At 66.1% G+C, this 17,370-nt stretch carries 14 protein-coding genes and 2 tRNA genes; 6 read left to right on the top strand and 10 right to left on the bottom strand.

Features of this window, described 5'->3' with window-relative positions:
- Positions 1–216 precede the first annotated feature (216 nt).
- The 4 genes from H7J73_RS05235 to H7J73_RS05220 form a co-directional block, all read right to left on the bottom strand.
- Entirely contained in the window at positions 217–876 is a 660-nt protein-coding gene (locus H7J73_RS05235; RefSeq protein WP_264066184.1) for an ATP-dependent Clp protease proteolytic subunit, read from the bottom strand.
- The gene (locus tag H7J73_RS05230; protein WP_264066347.1) at positions 873–1,454 is read right to left on the bottom strand and encodes an ATP-dependent Clp protease proteolytic subunit; all 582 of its coding nucleotides are present in this window, start codon (positions 1,452–1,454) and stop codon (positions 873–875) included. Before H7J73_RS05230 ends, H7J73_RS05235 begins: the two co-directional genes overlap by 4 nt.
- Positions 1,455–1,581: 127 nt before the next feature.
- Positions 1,582–3,045, bottom strand: a complete 1,464-nt coding sequence (gene tig, locus H7J73_RS05225) for a trigger factor (RefSeq protein WP_264066183.1) — start codon at positions 3,043–3,045, stop codon at positions 1,582–1,584.
- A 52-nt stretch (positions 3,046–3,097) separates the two neighbouring features.
- Positions 3,098–3,174: transfer RNA gene (locus tag H7J73_RS05220), tRNA-Pro, on the bottom strand.
- A 183-nt stretch (positions 3,175–3,357) separates the two neighbouring features.
- Here H7J73_RS05220 and H7J73_RS05215 point away from each other — a divergent pair.
- Positions 3,358–3,431: transfer RNA gene (locus H7J73_RS05215), tRNA-Gly, on the top strand.
- 86 nt (positions 3,432–3,517) lie between these two features.
- Here the strand turns inward: H7J73_RS05215 and H7J73_RS05210 are convergent.
- The 4 genes from H7J73_RS05210 to H7J73_RS05195 all read right to left on the bottom strand — a co-directional run bounded on the left by H7J73_RS05210 (position 3,518) and on the right by H7J73_RS05195 (position 9,206).
- Positions 3,518–5,284 (bottom strand): serine/threonine-protein kinase, encoded by a 1,767-nt coding sequence (locus H7J73_RS05210; protein ID WP_264066182.1) that lies wholly within the window; start codon positions 5,282–5,284, stop codon positions 3,518–3,520.
- Positions 5,285–5,701: 417 nt separating this feature from the next.
- Positions 5,702–6,445: a hypothetical protein gene (locus H7J73_RS05205; protein WP_264066181.1), complete on the bottom strand. Its 744-nt coding sequence runs from the start codon at positions 6,443–6,445 to the stop codon at positions 5,702–5,704.
- Entirely contained in the window at positions 6,442–7,650 is a 1,209-nt protein-coding gene (locus tag H7J73_RS05200; protein ID WP_264066180.1) for a zinc ribbon domain-containing protein, read from the bottom strand. The genes H7J73_RS05205 and H7J73_RS05200 overlap by 4 nt, the downstream gene beginning before the upstream one ends.
- Positions 7,647–9,206 carry a S53 family peptidase gene (locus H7J73_RS05195; protein ID WP_435405428.1) on the bottom strand — a complete coding sequence of 520 codons (1,560 nt, stop codon included), beginning with the start codon at positions 9,204–9,206 and terminating at the stop codon, positions 7,647–7,649. The genes H7J73_RS05200 and H7J73_RS05195 overlap by 4 nt, the downstream gene beginning before the upstream one ends.
- Positions 9,207–9,457: 251 nt before the next feature.
- Here H7J73_RS05195 and H7J73_RS05190 point away from each other — a divergent pair, with 251 nt between their 5' ends.
- From H7J73_RS05190 to H7J73_RS05170, 5 genes are all read left to right on the top strand, one after another.
- Entirely contained in the window at positions 9,458–10,090 is a 633-nt protein-coding gene (locus H7J73_RS05190; RefSeq protein WP_264066178.1) for a TetR/AcrR family transcriptional regulator, read from the top strand.
- Positions 10,087–11,190, top strand: coding sequence for a DUF1214 domain-containing protein (locus tag H7J73_RS05185; protein ID WP_264066177.1), 1,104 nt, complete (start codon positions 10,087–10,089; stop codon positions 11,188–11,190). Before H7J73_RS05190 ends, H7J73_RS05185 begins: the two co-directional genes overlap by 4 nt.
- A complete protein-coding gene (locus tag H7J73_RS05180) occupies positions 11,187–12,434 on the top strand; it encodes a sulfotransferase family protein (protein WP_264066176.1) in 1,248 nt (415 codons plus the stop codon). The genes H7J73_RS05185 and H7J73_RS05180 overlap by 4 nt, the downstream gene beginning before the upstream one ends.
- 169 nt (positions 12,435–12,603) lie before the next feature.
- Complete coding sequence (locus H7J73_RS05175; protein WP_264066175.1) at positions 12,604–13,428, top strand: DUF1542 domain-containing protein; 825 nt, start codon at positions 12,604–12,606, stop codon at positions 13,426–13,428.
- Positions 13,429–13,437: 9 nt separating this feature from the next.
- Positions 13,438–14,829, top strand: coding sequence for an alpha/beta hydrolase domain-containing protein (locus tag H7J73_RS05170; protein WP_264066174.1), 1,392 nt, complete (start codon positions 13,438–13,440; stop codon positions 14,827–14,829).
- A 5-nt stretch (positions 14,830–14,834) separates the two neighbouring features.
- Here H7J73_RS05170 and H7J73_RS05165 read toward each other — a convergent pair whose 3' ends face one another.
- Both H7J73_RS05165 and H7J73_RS05160 read right to left on the bottom strand, forming a co-directional pair.
- On the bottom strand, positions 14,835–16,526 hold the full coding sequence (locus H7J73_RS05165) for a cation:proton antiporter (protein WP_264066173.1): 1,692 nt from the start codon (positions 16,524–16,526) through the stop codon (positions 14,835–14,837).
- Between the two features lie 37 nt (positions 16,527–16,563).
- Positions 16,564–17,370, bottom strand: coding sequence for an Fpg/Nei family DNA glycosylase (locus H7J73_RS05160; RefSeq protein WP_264066172.1), 807 nt, complete (start codon positions 17,368–17,370; stop codon positions 16,564–16,566).

Here is a 17,370-nt window from a genome sequence, read left to right as displayed (position 1 = left end):
TTCGGTGCGGTTCCGACGCTACCCGCATCTCCGGGTAAGGGGCGACCGATAAAGCGAATAGCGTCGGTGGTATTCGATTGTCGCCAAAACATATCCCCTAGTTCGGTTCACAAGCGCCGCAACGCGCAGCCGTGTCTCTGGCGTGTCGCTGCCGTCACCGAACCGGGATCCGCGGCGCCCCCGCTGCGTCCTGCCAACTGGGGGCGCCGAACGCACTCAGGCGTTCTGGGCGGACAGCTTCCGGTACTCCAGCACCGTGTCGATGATGCCGTATTCCTTGGCCGCGGCGGCCGTCAGGATCTTGTCGCGATCGGTGTCCTTGCGGATCTGCTCGGGCGCCTTGCCGGTGTGGTTGGCCAGCGTGACCTCCATCAAGGTCCGCATGCGCTCGATCTCAGCGGCCTGGATCTCCAGGTCCGAGAACTGGCCCTGGATGACGCCACCGAGCGATGGCTGGTGGATCAGCACGCGGGCGTTCGGCAGAGCGAGGCGCTTGCCGGGAGTACCCGCGGCCAACAGCACCGCGGCAGCCGAAGCCGCCTGGCCCAGGCAGACCGTCTGGATGTCGGCACGGACGTACTGCATCGTGTCGTAGATCGCCATCAGCGAGGTGAACGAGCCGCCCGGCGAGTTGATGTACATGGTGATGTCGCGATCGGGATCCAACGACTCCAGCACCAGCAGCTGGGCCATGATGTCATTGGCCGAAGCATCGTCGACCTGCACGCCGAGGAAGATGATGCGTTCCTCGAACAGCTTGTTGTACGGGTTGGATTCCTTCATACCGAAGCTGGAGTGCTCGATGAAGGAGGGGAGGATGTAGCGGGCCTGCGGTTGCACGCGGGCATCCAAAGAGGGGTGGATGGGGTTGGTCATGATGCACTCCCGTTGAGGTGGGCGCGGGTGATGATGTGGTCGACGAAGCCGTATTCGAGAGCCTCGGGAGCGGTGAACCAGCGGTCGCGATCCGAGTCGGCCTCGATACGTTCGATCGGCTGGCCCGTGAACTCGGCGTTGAGCCGGAACATTTCCTTCTTGATGACCGCGAACTGCTCGGCCTGGATGGCGATATCGGTCGCGCTGCCGGTGACACCGCCCAAAGGCTGGTGCATCAGGATCCGCGCGTGCGGCAGGGCGAAACGCTTGCCCTTGGTGCCGGCGGCCAACAAGAACTCACCCATCGACGCGGCCATACCCATCGCGTAGGTGGCTACGTCGCACGGCGCAAGCACCATCGTGTCGTAGATCGCCATGCCGGCGCTGATCGAGCCGCCCGGCGAGTTGATATAGAGGTTGATGTCCTTGGTGGGATCCTCGGCGGCCAGCAGCAGAATCTGTGCGCACAGCCGGTTGGCGATCTCGTCGTCAACCTGGGACCCAAGAAAGATGATGCGCTCGGACAGCAACCGTTCAAAGACCGAATCGGTCAGGTTGAGCCCCGAACCAGATCGCATATCAGTCACAACCGGATACCTGCTTCCTTGATTTTCAGACGGGCTAGTAGCCGCCTTCGTCTCCCGTTGACACTAACCAAACACGAGCGAAGCGCACTCCCGTAGGAGCGCGCTTTCGCTCACAGCGTCACTTCGCTTCGGCGGACTCGGACTCGGCTTCAGTGGCATCGGCGACCTCTTCGATGTCGTCATCAGCGTCGTCGGCGTCGTCCTCGCCGGCGTCCTCGGCCTCGTCGGCCTGGAGCGCTTCGACGATGTCGGCTTCGCTGGCCGGCGAGCCGAAGAACTCGGCGGTGTCGATCACGTTGCCGTCGGTATCGGTCACGGTGGCAGCCTCGACGACCGCGGCGACCGTCAGGCCCCGACGGACGTCGGCGAACATCGCGGGCAGCTGGTTGTTCTCCTGCAGTACCTGCAGAAGCTGCTGCGGCTCGATGCCGTACTGGCGCGACATCAGCACCAGTCGCTCGGTGAGGTCGTTCTGGCCGACCTGGATGTCGAGATCGTCGGCGATCGCGTCCATCAACAGCTGGGTCTTGACGGCCTTCTCGGCGCTGCTGCGCGCGTCGGCGTCGAACTCCTCGCGCGAGGAGCCCTGCTCCTTGAGCGCTTCCTCGAACTTGGCCTCGTCGTGATCCAGGCCGTGGATGGCGTTGTGCACGGTGTCATCGACCTGGGCCTGGACGATCTTCTCCGGCAGCGGAACCTCGACCTGATCGAGCAGGGCTTCCAGTGCGGCGTCGCGAATCTGCTCGGCCTGCTGGATGCTCTTGAGCCGGCGCACCTGCCCGGTGAGGCTCTCCTTGAGCTCGTCGATGGTGTCGAACTCACTGGCCAGCTGCGCGAACTCGTCATCGGCCTCAGGCAGCTCGCGCTCCTTGATGGAACCGACGGTGACAGTGACTTCCGATTCCTGACCGGCGTGCTCACCGGCGGCCAGCGTCGTCGTGAAGACCTTGCTCTCGCCCGACTTCAAGCCGATGATCGCCTCGTCGAGGCCCTCGATCAGCTGGCCCGAACCGACCTCGTGGGACAGACCCTCGGTCTTGGCTTCCGGTACGTCTTCGCCATTGACCGTCGCCGTCAGGTCGATGGAGACGAAGTCGCCGTCCTGGGCCGCACGGTCGACACCGGTCAGGGTGCCGAAGCGGGCGCGCAGGTTCTGCAGCTCGGTGTCGATGTCCTCGTCGGCGATCACGACGGGATCGACGGAGATCTTCAGCTCGCTCAGGTCGGGCAGCGTGATCTCGGGCCGGACGTCGACCTCGGCGGTGAACTCCAGTAACTCGCCATCCTCGATCTTGGTGATCTCGATGTCGGGCTGGCCCAGTGGCTTGACCTCAGTGGTGGTCACGGCCTGGCTGTAGCGGGCGGGCAGAGCGTCGTTGACGACCTGCTCCAGCACCGCGCCACGGCCGATCCGTGCCTCGAGGAGCTTGGCGGGTGCCTTGCCTGGCCGGAACCCGGGCAGCCGGACCTGCTTCGCCAGCTCCTTGTAGGCACGATCGAAGTCGGGCTTCAGCTCCGAGAAGGGCACCTCCACATTGATGCGAACCCGGGTGGGGCTCAACTGTTCGACGGTGCTCTTCACGGGTAACTCCTTGACTGTCTGTATCTATGTCATCGGGTGGACAGGGTCGTGCTGGTCGGGGTGACAGGATTTGAACCTGCGGCCTTCCGCTCCCAAAGCGGATGCGCTACCAAGCTGCGCTACACCCCGTGCTGCATGTCTACGTTTTTTGCGCCGCAGACTCGCTTCACAAGCCCACGGCATCCTACGGCCCCCACGCACATGACCTGCACACAGGCCTGATCGGCTGCCCATCACAGTGGGCGTCGAAGAACGGCCCCTATTTGGAAATGTTCTCCGGCGGGCCGTACATTGTGGTCCGAAGTAATGCACGCGGGCGTAGCTCAATGGTAGAGCCCTAGTCTTCCAAACTAGCTACGCGGGTTCGATTCCCGTCGCCCGCTCCACGTTCTACCAGCGGAAACGCCGGTGAACACATGTTCGACCCGGCCGGTCCCGGTCACGATCGTCATCGACCGGTCCCGCCGCGGCGCTAGCGGACCCGGCGACCGACCCGCCGCGCGCCGAGACTAACCGCGACACCGGCGGCCGCGGCCAGCACGGCGCACCCGATCAGACCCGGCGCGCTCAGCTCTCGCCCCAGCAGGATCCAGGCCAGGGCGGCGACCGCCACCGCGACCGCAGCGCCACAGACAGGTATCCCGAGGCCGCCGGCCGCCGGCTCGCTTCCGCGAGACAGCGCACGGATGTTCTTTTCCATCAGCGCCATTGCCATCAACGCCACGACGAAGGCAAAAACCATGCCGGCCGTCCTGGAGGCCGGCTGTGTCGCAGTCATGCCGAACCGATAGGTGCCGGCATTGCGGTGGCCGTTGACGACGGTCACCTCGACGGTCGCCCGTCCCACCAGGAACCAGGGATTCACCGTCACCGTGGTCGGTAACCGACGCCGCCCCGCCGGGATCGGCAACGTCTCCTGCTGATCGACCCGTCGGCCCAGGACATTCATCGCCAGGATGGCACGGTCCCCCTCCAGTCCCGTGATGGTGATGGGAATCGGACCGGTCGCATCGACTGCGACGTCGCCACCCGAAGTGGGATCGACGCCGGCCACCTTGATCGCACCCGCCGGCAGGTCACCGCCCCGCTGCGGCTGGGCGACGCCCACCAGTGCCAGCACCAGCGCAGCCACTCCGAGCACGCCGGTGACGATGAACGCCCAACGCGAAGAATCCATCCTGGCGATCCGAACCGGCCCCGAACGGTCCCGGTCCCGGCCGACTTCGGCATGCTCGACGCAATGCTGCTTCAGCGCCGGCCGCACCCTTGTCGGCGCATCGACAGGTGGCTCTTGGGAAGAGTTCTCGGCCCCAGCGGGATTGCCGCCGGCGGCGGCTCTGGCGGCTGTGGTGATCGCGTCGTTGCCGAGAACCGAGACGCCACTGCGCGGCAGCCAGTCCGGCCCCCAGCATTGAGCCGCGCATCCGGCCAACACGACACCGAACGACTCCGCCGAGCTGAACCGTTGGGCCGGATCCGTTGCCAGGCCGCGCATGACGTGGGCGCAGATCGCCTCCGGGACCCCGGGCGCCACCTCGGTCAGCGGCATCGGCTCGGCACACGCGTGCTCGAGCAGGGTCGTCGTGCTGTCGCCGGCATGCGGATGGGGCAATACCCCGGACAGCAGGTAGTACAACGTCGCCGCCAGGGCGTAGACGTCGGTCGCAGGTGAAACACATTCACCACGAGCCTGTTCCGGGGCGAGATAGGTAGGCGAGCCGATGATCCCCCCGGCCCGGGGGTTCAGGGTGTTGTCACCACCGACGATCTTCGCGACGCCGACATCGGTGAGTTTGATGTTTCCGTCGTCGGCGAACAACAGATTCGCGGGCGTCAGCTCGCAGTGCAGGACCCCTTCCTGGTGCGCACCCTCCAGGCCGGCGGCTGCCGCCAACGCGATCGCGACAGCCTCTTGTGCGGTGAAACCCTGGTCGGCGAACCGGCTCTCGACACTGCCACCGGGAAGATATTCCATGATCAGCAGACACAGATCCTGGTCTTCGATGTAGTCGTACACCGGGACGACGTGCGGGTGCCGAATGGCGAGAAGGTGGCGTGCTTCGTTGGCGAATCGCCGACGTACTGCGGGGTCGTTCGCCAGCTGCAGAGGTATCTGTTTGATGGCCACTGAGCGTCGCGACCGCTTGTGTGAGGCCGACAAGACCTGCCCCCAGCCGCCGATTGACCCGCCCAAGGTGTAGTCCGGCAGAGCTGCGTGAATGCGCTCTTCGTTGCTCACCGGCCCAACCATTCGAGTCTCGTTCGTATCAGTCAGGAGATCGTAAAGTGTCGACCGCGTCAATATTACGGTGTTTGCACGAACCCGGCGCGGTCTCGGTCCATCCAACCGCGGTGAACCTCAAAATGCTTGACAATCAGTCAGATCCAGTCCTGAGGCCGCAGCACGTGAGCAAACCGCTCATCACGATCAAATCGGCCAAAAACATAGACCTTCCACCATTGCCACTGACTTTGGGAAACGAATCAGACCGCGAAAAACCCTTCCTCAAGTTCACTTTCACCGTCGAGATATGTCACCGCCAGCGCTCCCGGAGCGGAACTGAAGCCAAATTCCTTATCTGTGATCCGATCTGGCCACGCAACATCCGGGCACCACGATGACTCAATCGATTTCGCAGCTCCCGCGAGTTCATCCCTAGCGTGGAGGGTCTCCCCTCCACAGAAAGCTGTTGACGTATTTGCCGAGATCCTCGGCAAGTTCGAGGTTGGCTCCAGATGGCAGGCCCGGTCCACTGTCCGGACCGAATTCGCGGAAGGGGCCGATGGCTGCGGCAACGAGCGCAAGATCGTTTTTGACGGCGACGAGCACGACGATCCGAGTGCGCTTGCGGTCCCCCGAACTCGTCTGCGGATAGACGTCCAACACCTCACCGTGGCCGAGTTGGAAGCCGACCATCGCGTTGGGAAGTTGGTATGCGACCGTCGCATCGGGCTGCGCTTGGCGGATGAGGTCATCGAGCACCTGCTCGGGTGTCCGGCCGGCAGCGGCGACCCCGAACAGCTCCATGGTTCCGCCGTCGCCGCCGGTATAGACCGCGGACACACCGGAGTCCTCTTTGGTGATGGTGTAGTTCGTCCCCGGCGAGGGGTAGGACACCGAGAAACTGCCGTCGGCGGCGGTGAACCGCGGACTCTCCTGGACCGGCACTCCGGTCGGAGGCCGTCCGCACTCCGGCGGGCAGGAATAGAGCGCCGCGGGCTTGATGAACAGTGTCGAAATCGTCGCGATCGTTACCACGATCGCCGTCAGGCTCGCACCGACGGTGAGCAGCAACCGGTACAACGAGGTGTGGCGCAGCGGGACTGCGGAGTAGGCGGCAGACGGCACCGAGTAGCCGGGGAACAACTCACGGGGCGGGGCCGCCGCAGGTGCGCTCATCGGCCCACCTGCTCGTCACTCGGCTGTGGCCGATCCTGCCTGCGCGCCGCCCTGGATGCCCGCGACGCGGCCTGTGAGGCGACGCCGCACGCCGGGCAGAAGGCCATGTCCGGCACCACATGGCCGCAATCCGCGCACAGGATCGGCTGTTCGGCGTCCGTCGGTTCATGGATTTCGTGCAGCATCGCCAGCTGCAGGCCAGTGCGCAGGGCCAGCACCGCCACCAGCGCTATCGCCGCGTGGACCACGAACTGCAGGTAGGGCGTGATGCGAAGAACGTCGACGAGCCCGACGCACGCGTAGACAGCTGGTGCAGCCAGCGATCCCACCACGATCGCCGTCCACACGCCGCGACGCCCCTGTCCGTCAGCGCTCCGATACCACAGTGCAGCACCGATCAGACCGCCGATCGAGACGGCCATCAGTGGCATCGTGACACCCCGGATGCCCGCCTCCAGCAGCATGTCCGCCACCGGCTGATCGTTGGCCTGCTCACCTCTGCCGATCTGTGACACCAAACGGACGACAGTGGCGCCCACCGCGAACATCGTTCCGCCGAGTGCGCCAACGGCGAAGCCGTACAACGAGTCTCGACGTGGTGGCCGGGACACCCAAATCAGTACGGCGGGCAGTTGCAGCGCGAACAGTCCCCCGAACGGGATGATGAGGGCATCGAGTACGAGCCTCGCGGTGGGGACTTCGACGCCCAGCCCGAGACTGTAGGACTCAGCGACGATCCCGTTGGTCCACAGCGCCCACGCGGCACCCACGCCGATACCGACCGCGAACGTCGGCACCCAGACCCGCCACAGCAGATCACCGATGACTCCGGTTTCTTTCAGGTAGACCAGGAACAGCAGCGGTGGGGCGAACGTGGCGGCAGCCACCATCGCCACCTCCAACTGGAACGCGCACAACACCACCAGCGTGGCGAGAACCAGCCACACCAGCACCCGAAACGCTCCGCTCGACCGGTTCGACAGGTACGGGAACACCGAGCTGACGATCGACGGCTGCAGGACGTTCTCGCCGGGGGCCGCGGCATAGTCACGAATCCGCAACCACCGCGGGCCATCGCCGCGAACCGCGCTCAGTTGCGCGCCGCAGCGGGCACAGAACCTGCCCGCGGGGACGTCGTGGTCGCAGGAGTGGCAGGGCATCGTGCCCGGGTACGCCTCGCCGGGGGTCTCAGGGTGGTCGGTCACCTCGGCGCCTGCTGCAGATCGAGGATGTTGCGCACCAGGTTGTCGACGTCCGGGCTGCCCAGGCCGGTCACCATGTCGTAGCCGGGTCCGGCCACGGCCACCGCGTTGGCGCCGAGGGTGATGTCGTGGAATCCGGGCCGCGGGGCACTCGCGGCGAGGCGGTACAGCGTCGGGTTGAGGTCGCCGAGTGCGCGCCCGCCGTTGTCTTTCAGGAACTGGTTCATCACCGCGGCCATCCCGGCCCAGATGGGCGCTGCCTGCGACGTGCCACCACCGACCGCCAACTGCTGCTTGACGACGATGATGACGCCGGTCAACCGATCGGCCACCGCAGAGATATCCGGTGTCATCCGGCGTCGGGTGTTATTCGCCACCGTGACCCCGGCCTGCCAGCGCGGCCGATCGAACAGGTTCGAGATCCCGCCGCCGCTGCCCTGTGTCAACGGCGCGTCCATCCACGCCTGCTCGCCGAGCCAGCGGAAGTTCGCGTCGGTCGACAGCGCGGTGCCGCCCACGTTGGTCACCTCGGGTACCGATGCCACTGCGTCCAGCCCGACGTCGGCCGGGCCGGGCGGTGACGACCAGTCATGTCCGCCTTTGCATTCCAGTCCGGCAAGGTCACCGCTGGCGTTGAAAATCGTGGTGCCCCGGGCCAGCGCCGCCGCCATCGCCGAGCGGACCGGGGCAAGATCCGCTGCAGTCAGCAGCTTGTCGCAGCCCCACCCGATCGACAGGGTCCATATCCCGCCGGGGAACTGCTCATCGACCGAGGCCATCTGCTCGGCGATCTTGACGTAAGTGCCGCCACCCTCGACCGTCGAACGGGCGTTGACCAGAACCAGGCGGGCATCGGGCGCGATCGCATGGGCGACCTGCAGATCCATGGCCGCCTCGCCGCTGCGCTGCTGCGGCATACCGCCGACGACTTCCGGCGTGAACTTCGGCAACGCGAACGTCTCGGCGTATTTATCGAGGTCGGACTGGTCGAATCCATCGAAGGCGTAGACCACGATGGTGGTGTCTTTGCCGGTATAGCCGGCCATGGTCAGCGGGCTCACGTTGTAGGTGGTGCGCAGCGAGTCCGGGGCCAGGCTCTGGTTGGGCACTTCCAGCGGAAGCAGTGACGGGCTGTTGGAGTGAAATGGGGTGTAGCTGAGGATGCGCCCCAGCCCCGCGACTTCGTCATGCAATTGCGACGGCACCGCGGGTTGCAGCGGCGACGCGTAGAACACCTGCCCGCGGCGGCCGCGGTAATCGTCGACGGGCACCTGAAATGCCGACGCCACCTCTGCCGGCGCACCCTGCAGCACCGCCCAGTTGTGCCCGGTGCCCCAGCGCACCGACAACCCACTGTCGCGGGCCCAGCGGACCAGGCGGTCGGGGCTGTCGGGAGCCCGCAGCTCGACAGTGAGTTGGACCGTCTGCGCACGGGACGCACCGAGGTTCGTCGAGGCACCGAGCAGAAGTGCGAAGGGACCCGAAATCGCCTGCGGCACCGGTGATTCGGACTCTCGCCGGGACTCGACAAGCGCCAGCACCAGGGCGATGACGGCCACCAGGGCAAGGGTTGTCAGCGCCGGATGCCGGCCGACGCGGGCACCCCACGCCAAGGCGGCGAGGCGGGAACGGATTGTCACCGCGAAATCGATGCCCTTCTCCGACTGGTGCACTCTCTCACTTGGCGAGACGCACTCTAATGCGACGACGTGAGCCGTGCACAGGTACCTGCCGGTAGCGAATCCTCCGGCTATTGACAAATTTCGTTACGTTACGGAACATAACTCAGCGTGAACTGGATCACAGGAGGATGAGAGCCCCGGCCCCGAGCCCCGGCCGGCCCCGCGATCCCCGCACTGACGAGGCGATCATGCTGGCCACCCGCAGGCAGCTGACCGAAGTCGGCTACGACCAGGTGTCCATGGAGTCGATCGCCCGGGAGGCCGGTGTCGGCCGTCCGACCATCTACCGGCGCTGGCCATCGAAGGCGCATGTGGTCTTCGACGTCGCGTTCGGCTCTCCCGCGGCCATCGGCGACACGCTCTCCGGTTCGGGGAACTTCGCCGACGACCTTCGCCGGTTCGTCAGAGAGGTGCGGGCATTCTGGCGGGAACCGGTGGTCGCCGCCGCAGCACTGGGCATCCTGGCCGACCGCAACCGCGACCCACAACTGCAGATCAGAACCCAACAGATCCTCGACCAGGAGACCCGCACCCTGTTCGGCGGCCTGGTGCAGTCCGGCATCGACCAGGGTGTCGTCCGGGCCGATCTGGATGCCGACACCCTGTTCGACCTGTTGGTCGGGACAAGTTTCTACACCGCGCAAGTCCTGCAGCGTGATGGCGCCGTCGACGAGACCGACGAGGCCGTCGAAAGGCTGTGCTCGCTGGTCATTCAGGGAACCCAGATTCGCGCCCCCCACCCGAACGGAGACAACGCATGACCGACACCGATTCGAATCTCGAGATAGTGCCCACGCTGTCGGGCGCCTACAACGAACTGCTCGACGAGGTGCGGGCGATCGAGCAGAAACTGCTCACCGCGGAACCGCCTTTGGAGGAGGCCGACATCCTCGACGGCTACCGACTGGCCTTCAGCCTGCTTCGGGTGGCGGTCGACACCTACGTCTGGGGCGACAAGGAGCGCCCGATCCTGGTGGATGTCATTGGGCCATACCAGAAGTGGGGCGGCGATAACTCCGACGCCTTCTATCAGGTCGCTCCCGTCGACCCGGCCAGGACCTACCGGGTCACCGGCAACCGCGGGGACTCTGTCTATCTCTCGATGACGATCTACGGCGGTCCTGACGACGGCCAGTACAGCGACCGCATCGTCGGCACGATAAACAACCAGTCATTGGACTTCGACGAAGACGGCAACTTCGAGTTCACCATGAGCCCCGATCCGCAGCCGGGCGCATGGCTCAAACTCGATCCCGATGCGGTCATCGCACTGACCCGCGACTATCTGACCGAACCCCAGACCGGGCACCGCACGGTCTGGAACATCGAGGCGATCGACCCGCCCGCCCGTCGCCACGACGACCGCGCCGATCTCACCCGCCGGTTCCGGGCCGCCAAAACCTGGCTGCACGAACAACTGTCGTTCCTACCGACCCGAATCGATCCACCCAACGAGATACTAGAGCCTTTCCCGGTGCCCGAGAGCGCCTACGGGTGGTCGGCTGCCGACGCCGCGTACGCGATGGGCGCCTACGAACTCCAACCGGGACAGGCGCTGATCGTCGAGGGCGCTTCACCGACGTGCGTGTTCTGGAACCTGTGTCTGTGGAATCCGTTCCTGCACACCTACGACTACACCTACGAGCGAGTCACCATCAACGGCGCCCACATCGTCTACGAGCCCGACGGGTCATGGCGGATCGTGATCAGTGACAGCGATCCGGGCCATCCCAACTGGGTGTCCACCGCCGGTCGCCGCAAAGGGCTGATCTGGCTGCGCTGGTTCCTGCCCGATGAGACACCGCAGCGACCGCAGTGTCGGGTGGTCGAAGTCACGGACGTCACGGGCGCTGCGAAATGACCACGGGTACAGAACGTCCGGCCGCTATCCGCCTGACCGATCTGGCCGACCCACAGTACCCGGAGGCGGCCAGGCCGATCCGGGAGGCGCTCGGCGCGTACGGAGCGACTCTGCAGCTGAGCCCGGAGGCGATGGTGTCTGCCGCGGCCGAGCGAGCCGCGCTGAGCGACTTCGGGGATCTCGCTTTTCGCGAGCGACTCCGTGTGCTGTGTGCATCATTGCGCGAGGAGGCCGGGCTGTCCGATATCGGCGTCGCGGTGGTCTTCGAGCAACTGGTGGGCAACCTCGTCAACCGGCTTCGACTGGAGGCCCTGATCGCGGAGCACCCCGAGATCGAGGACATCACAATCGACCGGCCGATCATCATCTGTGGGCTGCCCCGCACCGGAACCACACATCTGCACAACCTGATTGCCGCGGACCCGGCGATTCGCTACCTGCCCTACTGGGAGAGCCTGGAACCCTTCCCGGGGGCCGAGGAACCCGACGAACAGGCCAGCCGTGACCGGTGTGCCGTAGGCCTCGACATGATCCACACATCGATGCCCGAGTTCAAGCGAATGCACGATATGACCGTCGACCACGCACACGAAGAGATCCAGCTGCTGGCCAACGACATTTCCGGGATGCTCTTCGAAACCACCTATTACCTGCCGAGTTTCGCGGAGCACTACAAATCACATGACCAGGGCCCGTCCTATGCGTACCTCAAGCGCAGCCTGCAGGCGCTGCAGTTCTTGCGCGGCGGGACCCGCTGGCTGCTGAAATCGCCGCAGCACCTCGAACAGTTCCCGACGCTGCTTGCCGCCTTCCCTGATGCGACCTTCGTTGTGACGCATCGGGATCCGGTGGAGGTGATGCAGTCGATGACCACGATGATCAGCTATTCGGCACGGATGGCGTGCGCGCACCCGGATCCGGCGCGCATCTCGAAGCGCTGGATCGCGCGCGGTGAAGATCTTCTCGGCGGCTGCGTCCGCGACCGCGATGTGCTCCCGGCGGCCCAGTCGATCGATGTCCGGTTCGACGATTTCATGGCCGCCGAGGAGGCCACCGTCGCGGCCATCTACGAGCTGGCCGGTCAGCCGTTCGACGACACCGCCCGAGCTGCGATGGCCGATTTCCGCATCGAGCATCCGCGCGGACGCCATGGCGGGGTGAGCTATCACCCCGAGGATGTCGGCCTCGACACCGCGGAGCTGGCCGAACGCTTCAGCCCGTACTCGCAGAGATTCGTCGACTGACCGTGAGACGCGCTCGCGCGCGTGACCAGGAACTCATCGCCCACCCCCATCGTTGTAACGCCATGATGAGCGCACATGCGGCGATCGGTAAGAGCACTGGGCTCCAAGTCCGTCAGAGCCCGCCTCCAGTCCAGAAGACTGGTGGTTTCCTGTGGGTACGCTGGACGTCATGAACGGCGTTCTGCTCGTCCTGATCATCCTCGTCGTCGCCGCCATCGTGCTGGCCGTGGTGACCTCGTCGCGCGCCTCCGGCAAGCGCAACGCCGCCGCGCTGGCGGACGCCAAGGCCGACGCTCGCCGGGTCATCGAACGGCTCGGTGGCCAGGTGATCGGCCTGACCGGTACCGACGAAGCTTCCAAGCAGGCGTTGGCCGACGCATCGGAGCGGTACACCGCGGCCGGGTCGCAGATCGACCAGGCGACCACTGCCAAACAGGCGCTGCTGGCCAAGGAAAGTGCCATCGAGGGGCTGTACTACGTGCGGGCCGCACGCACCGCGATGGGGATGGATCCCGGACCGGAGCTGGAAACGCTCAGCGGCCAGCGCTCCGCGGGCACCGTCACCGAGGACCGCAAAGTCGAATTCGAAGGCCGTCAGATCGAGGCCTCCCCCACTCCGTCGCAGAACACCCCGAACTACTACCCGGGTGGGCGCGTGGCCGGCCGCCCGGTGCCCGCCGGCTGGTACTCCGAGCCCTGGTGGAAACCCGCTCTGGTGGCCGGCGCCTGGGGTCTGGGTTCGGTGCTGCTGTTCGACGCGATGTTCTCCGGGATGTCCGGCTCCGGGTATGAGCAAGGTTTCGCGCAGGGCTTCGACCAGGGCCAGGATCAGGGATTCGATCAGGGGATGGACTCCGGCGGCGGAGACGGCGGCGGCTGGGACGGCGGCGGTGGTGACAGCGGCTGGGGCGGCGGCGACTTCGGCGGTGGTGACGGCGGCTGGGGCGGCGGCGACTTCGGGGGCGGCGACTTCGGCGGCTTCGGCGACTTCTAGCATCGGTGGATGACCCTCCCGGACGTCACGGCGGTACCAGGTAAACCGAACCTGCTTCTGGGCGCGTTCAAGATCGCCGACCTCGGCTACACCGCGGCGGAGTACTTCATTTCCGGGTCGGCGAGGTCGTACTCGCCTGTGGCGGAATGCCTTTCGGATGGTGCGTGGGATGTGAGCCCGTCTGCCACCGCGGACTTCACCACGCGGGTGGTCGTGCTGGGACCGGCAGACCCCACCGCGTTCAGCGGGACCGTGCTCGTCGAGTGGCTCAACGTCAGCGGGGGCATCGATGCTCCCGCGCTGTGGTTCATGGCGCATCGCGAGGTGGTGCGGCAGGGTTGCGTCTACGTGGCCGTCTCCGCTCAAGAGGTCGGCGTGCAGGGCGGCGAGAGCCTGGGCGGCGCCGATATGTCACTGAAAATCCTTGATCCGCAACGGTATGCAGCTCTGACCCACCCCGGCGATGCGTTCGCGTTCGATATTTTCTCCCAGATCGGCCAGGTGATCCGATCCGGCGAGCTGACCGCGCAGGTGCCGGAAATCGTGGTCGCGGTGGGTGAATCGCAGTCGGCGATGTTCCTGACCACCTACATCAACGCCGTGGATCCGCATGCGGCGATCTTCGACGGCTTCCTGGTGCACTCGCGATTCGGGCCGGCCGCGCCCCTGGACGGCCACTCGATCCTCGCTTCCCCCGATGTGCCCCAACAGGTTCGCTTCCGGCCCCACCTGCGGGTGCCGACGCTGACGGTGATCACCGAGACCGATCTGATCGGCGGTCGCCTGCCGGGGTATCACGCCGCCCGTCAGCCCGACGACGACATGCTCCGGACGTGGGAGATCCCCGGCACGGCGCACGCGGACAACTACACGATCCAGGTCGGTCCGATCGATACCGGTTCGGCACCGGTCTCGACTCTGGTCGCCGCCTACGCGCCGACCAGCACCCTGATGGGCCAGCAGTTGGACCACTTCATCAACTTCGCACCGCAACACCATTACGTAGTGCAGGCTGCGCTGGCCGCATTGTGCACGTGGGTACGCACCGGGAACGTTGCACCGTCGGGCCCCCGGCTGCAACTGACCGATACCGAGCCGCCACAACTGGTGCTCGACGCGGACGGTATCGCGGTCGGCGGCATCCGGACCCCGTGGGTCGACGTGCCGGTCGCCCGCACCTCCGGGATCGTCGACAGTGACGTCGCGATGGCGTTCCTGTTCGGTTCGGGTGAGCCGTTCGGCGCCGACGCCCTGGCTGATCGCTACCCAGGCGGTGCAGCGGAGTACCTCGCGCTGTTCACCGCCGCCCTCGACTCGGCGATCGCGGCGGGCTTCCTGCTGTCGGCCGACCGGAATGAGATCGTGGAGCTGGCGACCGCGACGTTCTCAGCAGCCCCCTGAGTCGCTCACAGCCGGCTCTCCAGCCGGGCTGACACACCCGCCTCCTGCAGGTCAAGGCGCTCGAGCATCGCCCGCACCGCCTCGTCGTCGACACCTCCTGAGTCTCGCTCCCCGATCAGTGCCGCGCGCTGCGCTGCCAGGACGTCCTTGTACAGCGCCGCGAAGACCTCGGCTCGAAGCGTGTGTGCCTCCGGATCAGGCATTTCATCGGCGTCCTGCGATTGTCGAGCGACCAGATTGCGGATCTCGGTGAGGACGCGCGGATCCAACCCGTCGGGCGGATTCGCCCGGAACACGGCGAACACCTCGTCGGCGGCGTCGTGCACGATTCGCTCGGCCTTGAGGGTTTCCTCGCGGTCATAGACGTTGTCCTCGGTGCGCGACGACAGCTTCAGTCTGCGGATCAGCAGCGGCAACGTCCAGCCTTGTAACAGCAGGGTTCCGACGCTGACCACGAACGCCACCGCCTGGATGGTGGCCCGCTCCGGGAACGGGTCGCCGGTAATGGTCGTCAGTGGGATCGCGGCGGCCGCGGCGAGGGTCACCACGCCCCGCATCCCGGTCCAGGACACCACGACGTTGTCCTGCCAGGACAAGCTGCGCCGGTCGATCATCGACCGCCATTTGCCCGGTTCACGGCGCCGTCTCCGCATCCCCAGCGCACCGCGGCCCCCGTGCTCGGGCACCGGCACACTGAGCCTGGATTCGACATGGCGCGACAGCACGCCGCGACCGAACATCAGAAAGACCGACACCGGCCGGATCACCAACACCACCAGCAGCACGATCGCCGATGCGACGACGACCTCGGTCAGTGATTCATGAGCCTCGCGCAGGTCCTCCAGGACGAACCGCAGGTGCAGGCCGATGTAGGCAAAGACGAACGCCTCCAGCAGCACGTCGACCGAATTCCAGACGTAACGCTCCTGCAGCCGGGTCTGGTAGCCGGAATCCAGTGTGCCGCTGCCGACGACGAAGCCGGCGACGACCACGGCCAGCACACCGGACGCATGAATCTCCTCGGCGGCCAGGAAGGCCGCGAACGGTACGACCAGCCCTTGGACGGTTTCCAAACCAGGGCTCTTGAGGCGTTTGCGGATCCACAGCGTCACGTAGCCGAGCGCGGCCCCGACGACGGGACCGAGCACCGCACTGTAGCCGAAGAGCAGCAACGGGTTGGCGATGAAGGTGTGGGTGCCCGCGACCTGCGCGACCGCAACCGAGAACAGAGCCAGAGCGGCGGCATCGTTGATCAGGCTCTCGCCGGTCAGGATGGCCATCACCTTCTTCGGCAAACCGAGTTTGCGGCCGACGGCGACGGCGGTAACAGCGTCCGGCGGCGCGACTATGGCACCCAGCACCAGAGCGGTTCCGAACGTCAACGGCACCACGACCAACCAGGCCGAGACCGCTGCCACCGCAAATGCCGTGACGACCACCAACCCGACCCCAAGACCGAGGATGGGCCGAATATTGCGGAGAAAGGTGGGGAACGAGAAGTTCAGCGCCGCCGAGTACAGCAGCGGTGGCAGCACCACCGCCAGCAGTACGTGAGAGTCGAGTTCCGGCGCTTCGAAGCCGGGCAGGAAGGAGACCGCGATCCCCACCACCACGATGATCAACGCGGGCTCGAGTCCGCGCCGGTTGGCCACGGCGGTGACCACGATGGCGCCGACGACAACCAGGATCAGTTCCACCCCGAGATTGTCCCGTCAAATGGGGCGGCGCGCCCGGTCAGCTCTGGCAGTGGGGGCACCAGAAGACGTTTCGGCCTTCCAGTTCCACGGTGCGGATCGGCGTCGAGCAGACGCGGCATGGATCACCGGCCCGGCGGTACACGTAGGTCCGCGGCCGGCCCTCCCGGTACGACGGGGCGCCGTGGTCGTCTTCGGGACGGACCACCACGATCTTGCCGCGCCGCACCCCGACTTTCATCAGCGCCACCAGGTCGGTCCACATGGCGTCGAACTCGTCGGCGCCGATCTGGATACCCGGCCGGAACGGGTCGATGCGGTGCCGGTAGAGCAGTTCGTTGCGATAGACGTTGCCGATCCCGGCAATGATCGACTGATCCATCAGCAGCGCACCGATCGGCCTGCGGGACTTGGTGATTCGCGCCCACGCCGGTGCCGGGTCGGCATCGGGGCGCAACGGATCCGGCCCGAGCCTGGCGATGACGTCGGCGATCTCCGCCTTGGCGATCACCTCGCACACCGTCGGCCCACGCAGATCCGTGCCGTACTCGGCACCGATCATCCGCATCCGCACCTGGCCGACCGGATCGGGAATGTCGTCGACGTCGGCCGCCGGGAACTCGGTGAACGTGCCGTACAGGCCGAGGTGCACATGCACGGTGTTGCCACCGTCATACTCGTGGAACAGATGCTTGCCCCACGCGTGGGACTTGCGCAGGATCCGGCCGTCGACCGCTGCGGCCCCGTCGACGAAGCGCCCCTGGGGGCTGCCGACGCGCACCGGCGCGCGGCCGAACCGGCGCTGGTGCAACCGGGCCAGTCGGTGCAGGGTGTGGCCTTCTGGCAT

It is taken from the genome of Mycolicibacterium komossense, assembly GCF_025822605.1.
GTDB lineage: Bacteria > Actinomycetota > Actinomycetes > Mycobacteriales > Mycobacteriaceae > Mycobacterium > Mycobacterium komossense.
This window is presented reverse-complemented; position numbering and strand designations above follow the sequence as displayed.

Excerpts from the sequence above, each read along its gene's own strand:
- H7J73_RS05170 (WP_264066174.1), top strand. The coding sequence starts at position 13,438 with ATGACCCTCCCGGACGTCACGGCGGTACCAGGTAAACCGAACCTGCTT.
- H7J73_RS05160 (WP_264066172.1), bottom strand. The coding sequence starts at position 17,370 with ATGCCAGAAGGCCACACCCTGCACCGACTGGCCCGGTTGCACCAGCGC.
- H7J73_RS05175 (WP_264066175.1), top strand. The coding sequence starts at position 12,604 with ATGAACGGCGTTCTGCTCGTCCTGATCATCCTCGTCGTCGCCGCCATC.
- H7J73_RS05185 (WP_264066177.1), top strand. The coding sequence starts at position 10,087 with ATGACCGACACCGATTCGAATCTCGAGATAGTGCCCACGCTGTCGGGC.
- H7J73_RS05230 (WP_264066347.1), bottom strand. The coding sequence starts at position 1,454 with ATGCGATCTGGTTCGGGGCTCAACCTGACCGATTCGGTCTTTGAACGG.
- H7J73_RS05205 (WP_264066181.1), bottom strand. The coding sequence starts at position 6,445 with ATGAGCGCACCTGCGGCGGCCCCGCCCCGTGAGTTGTTCCCCGGCTAC.
- H7J73_RS05235 (WP_264066184.1), bottom strand. The coding sequence starts at position 876 with ATGACCAACCCCATCCACCCCTCTTTGGATGCCCGCGTGCAACCGCAG.
- H7J73_RS05190 (WP_264066178.1), top strand. The coding sequence starts at position 9,458 with ATGAGAGCCCCGGCCCCGAGCCCCGGCCGGCCCCGCGATCCCCGCACT.
- H7J73_RS05180 (WP_264066176.1), top strand. The coding sequence starts at position 11,187 with ATGACCACGGGTACAGAACGTCCGGCCGCTATCCGCCTGACCGATCTG.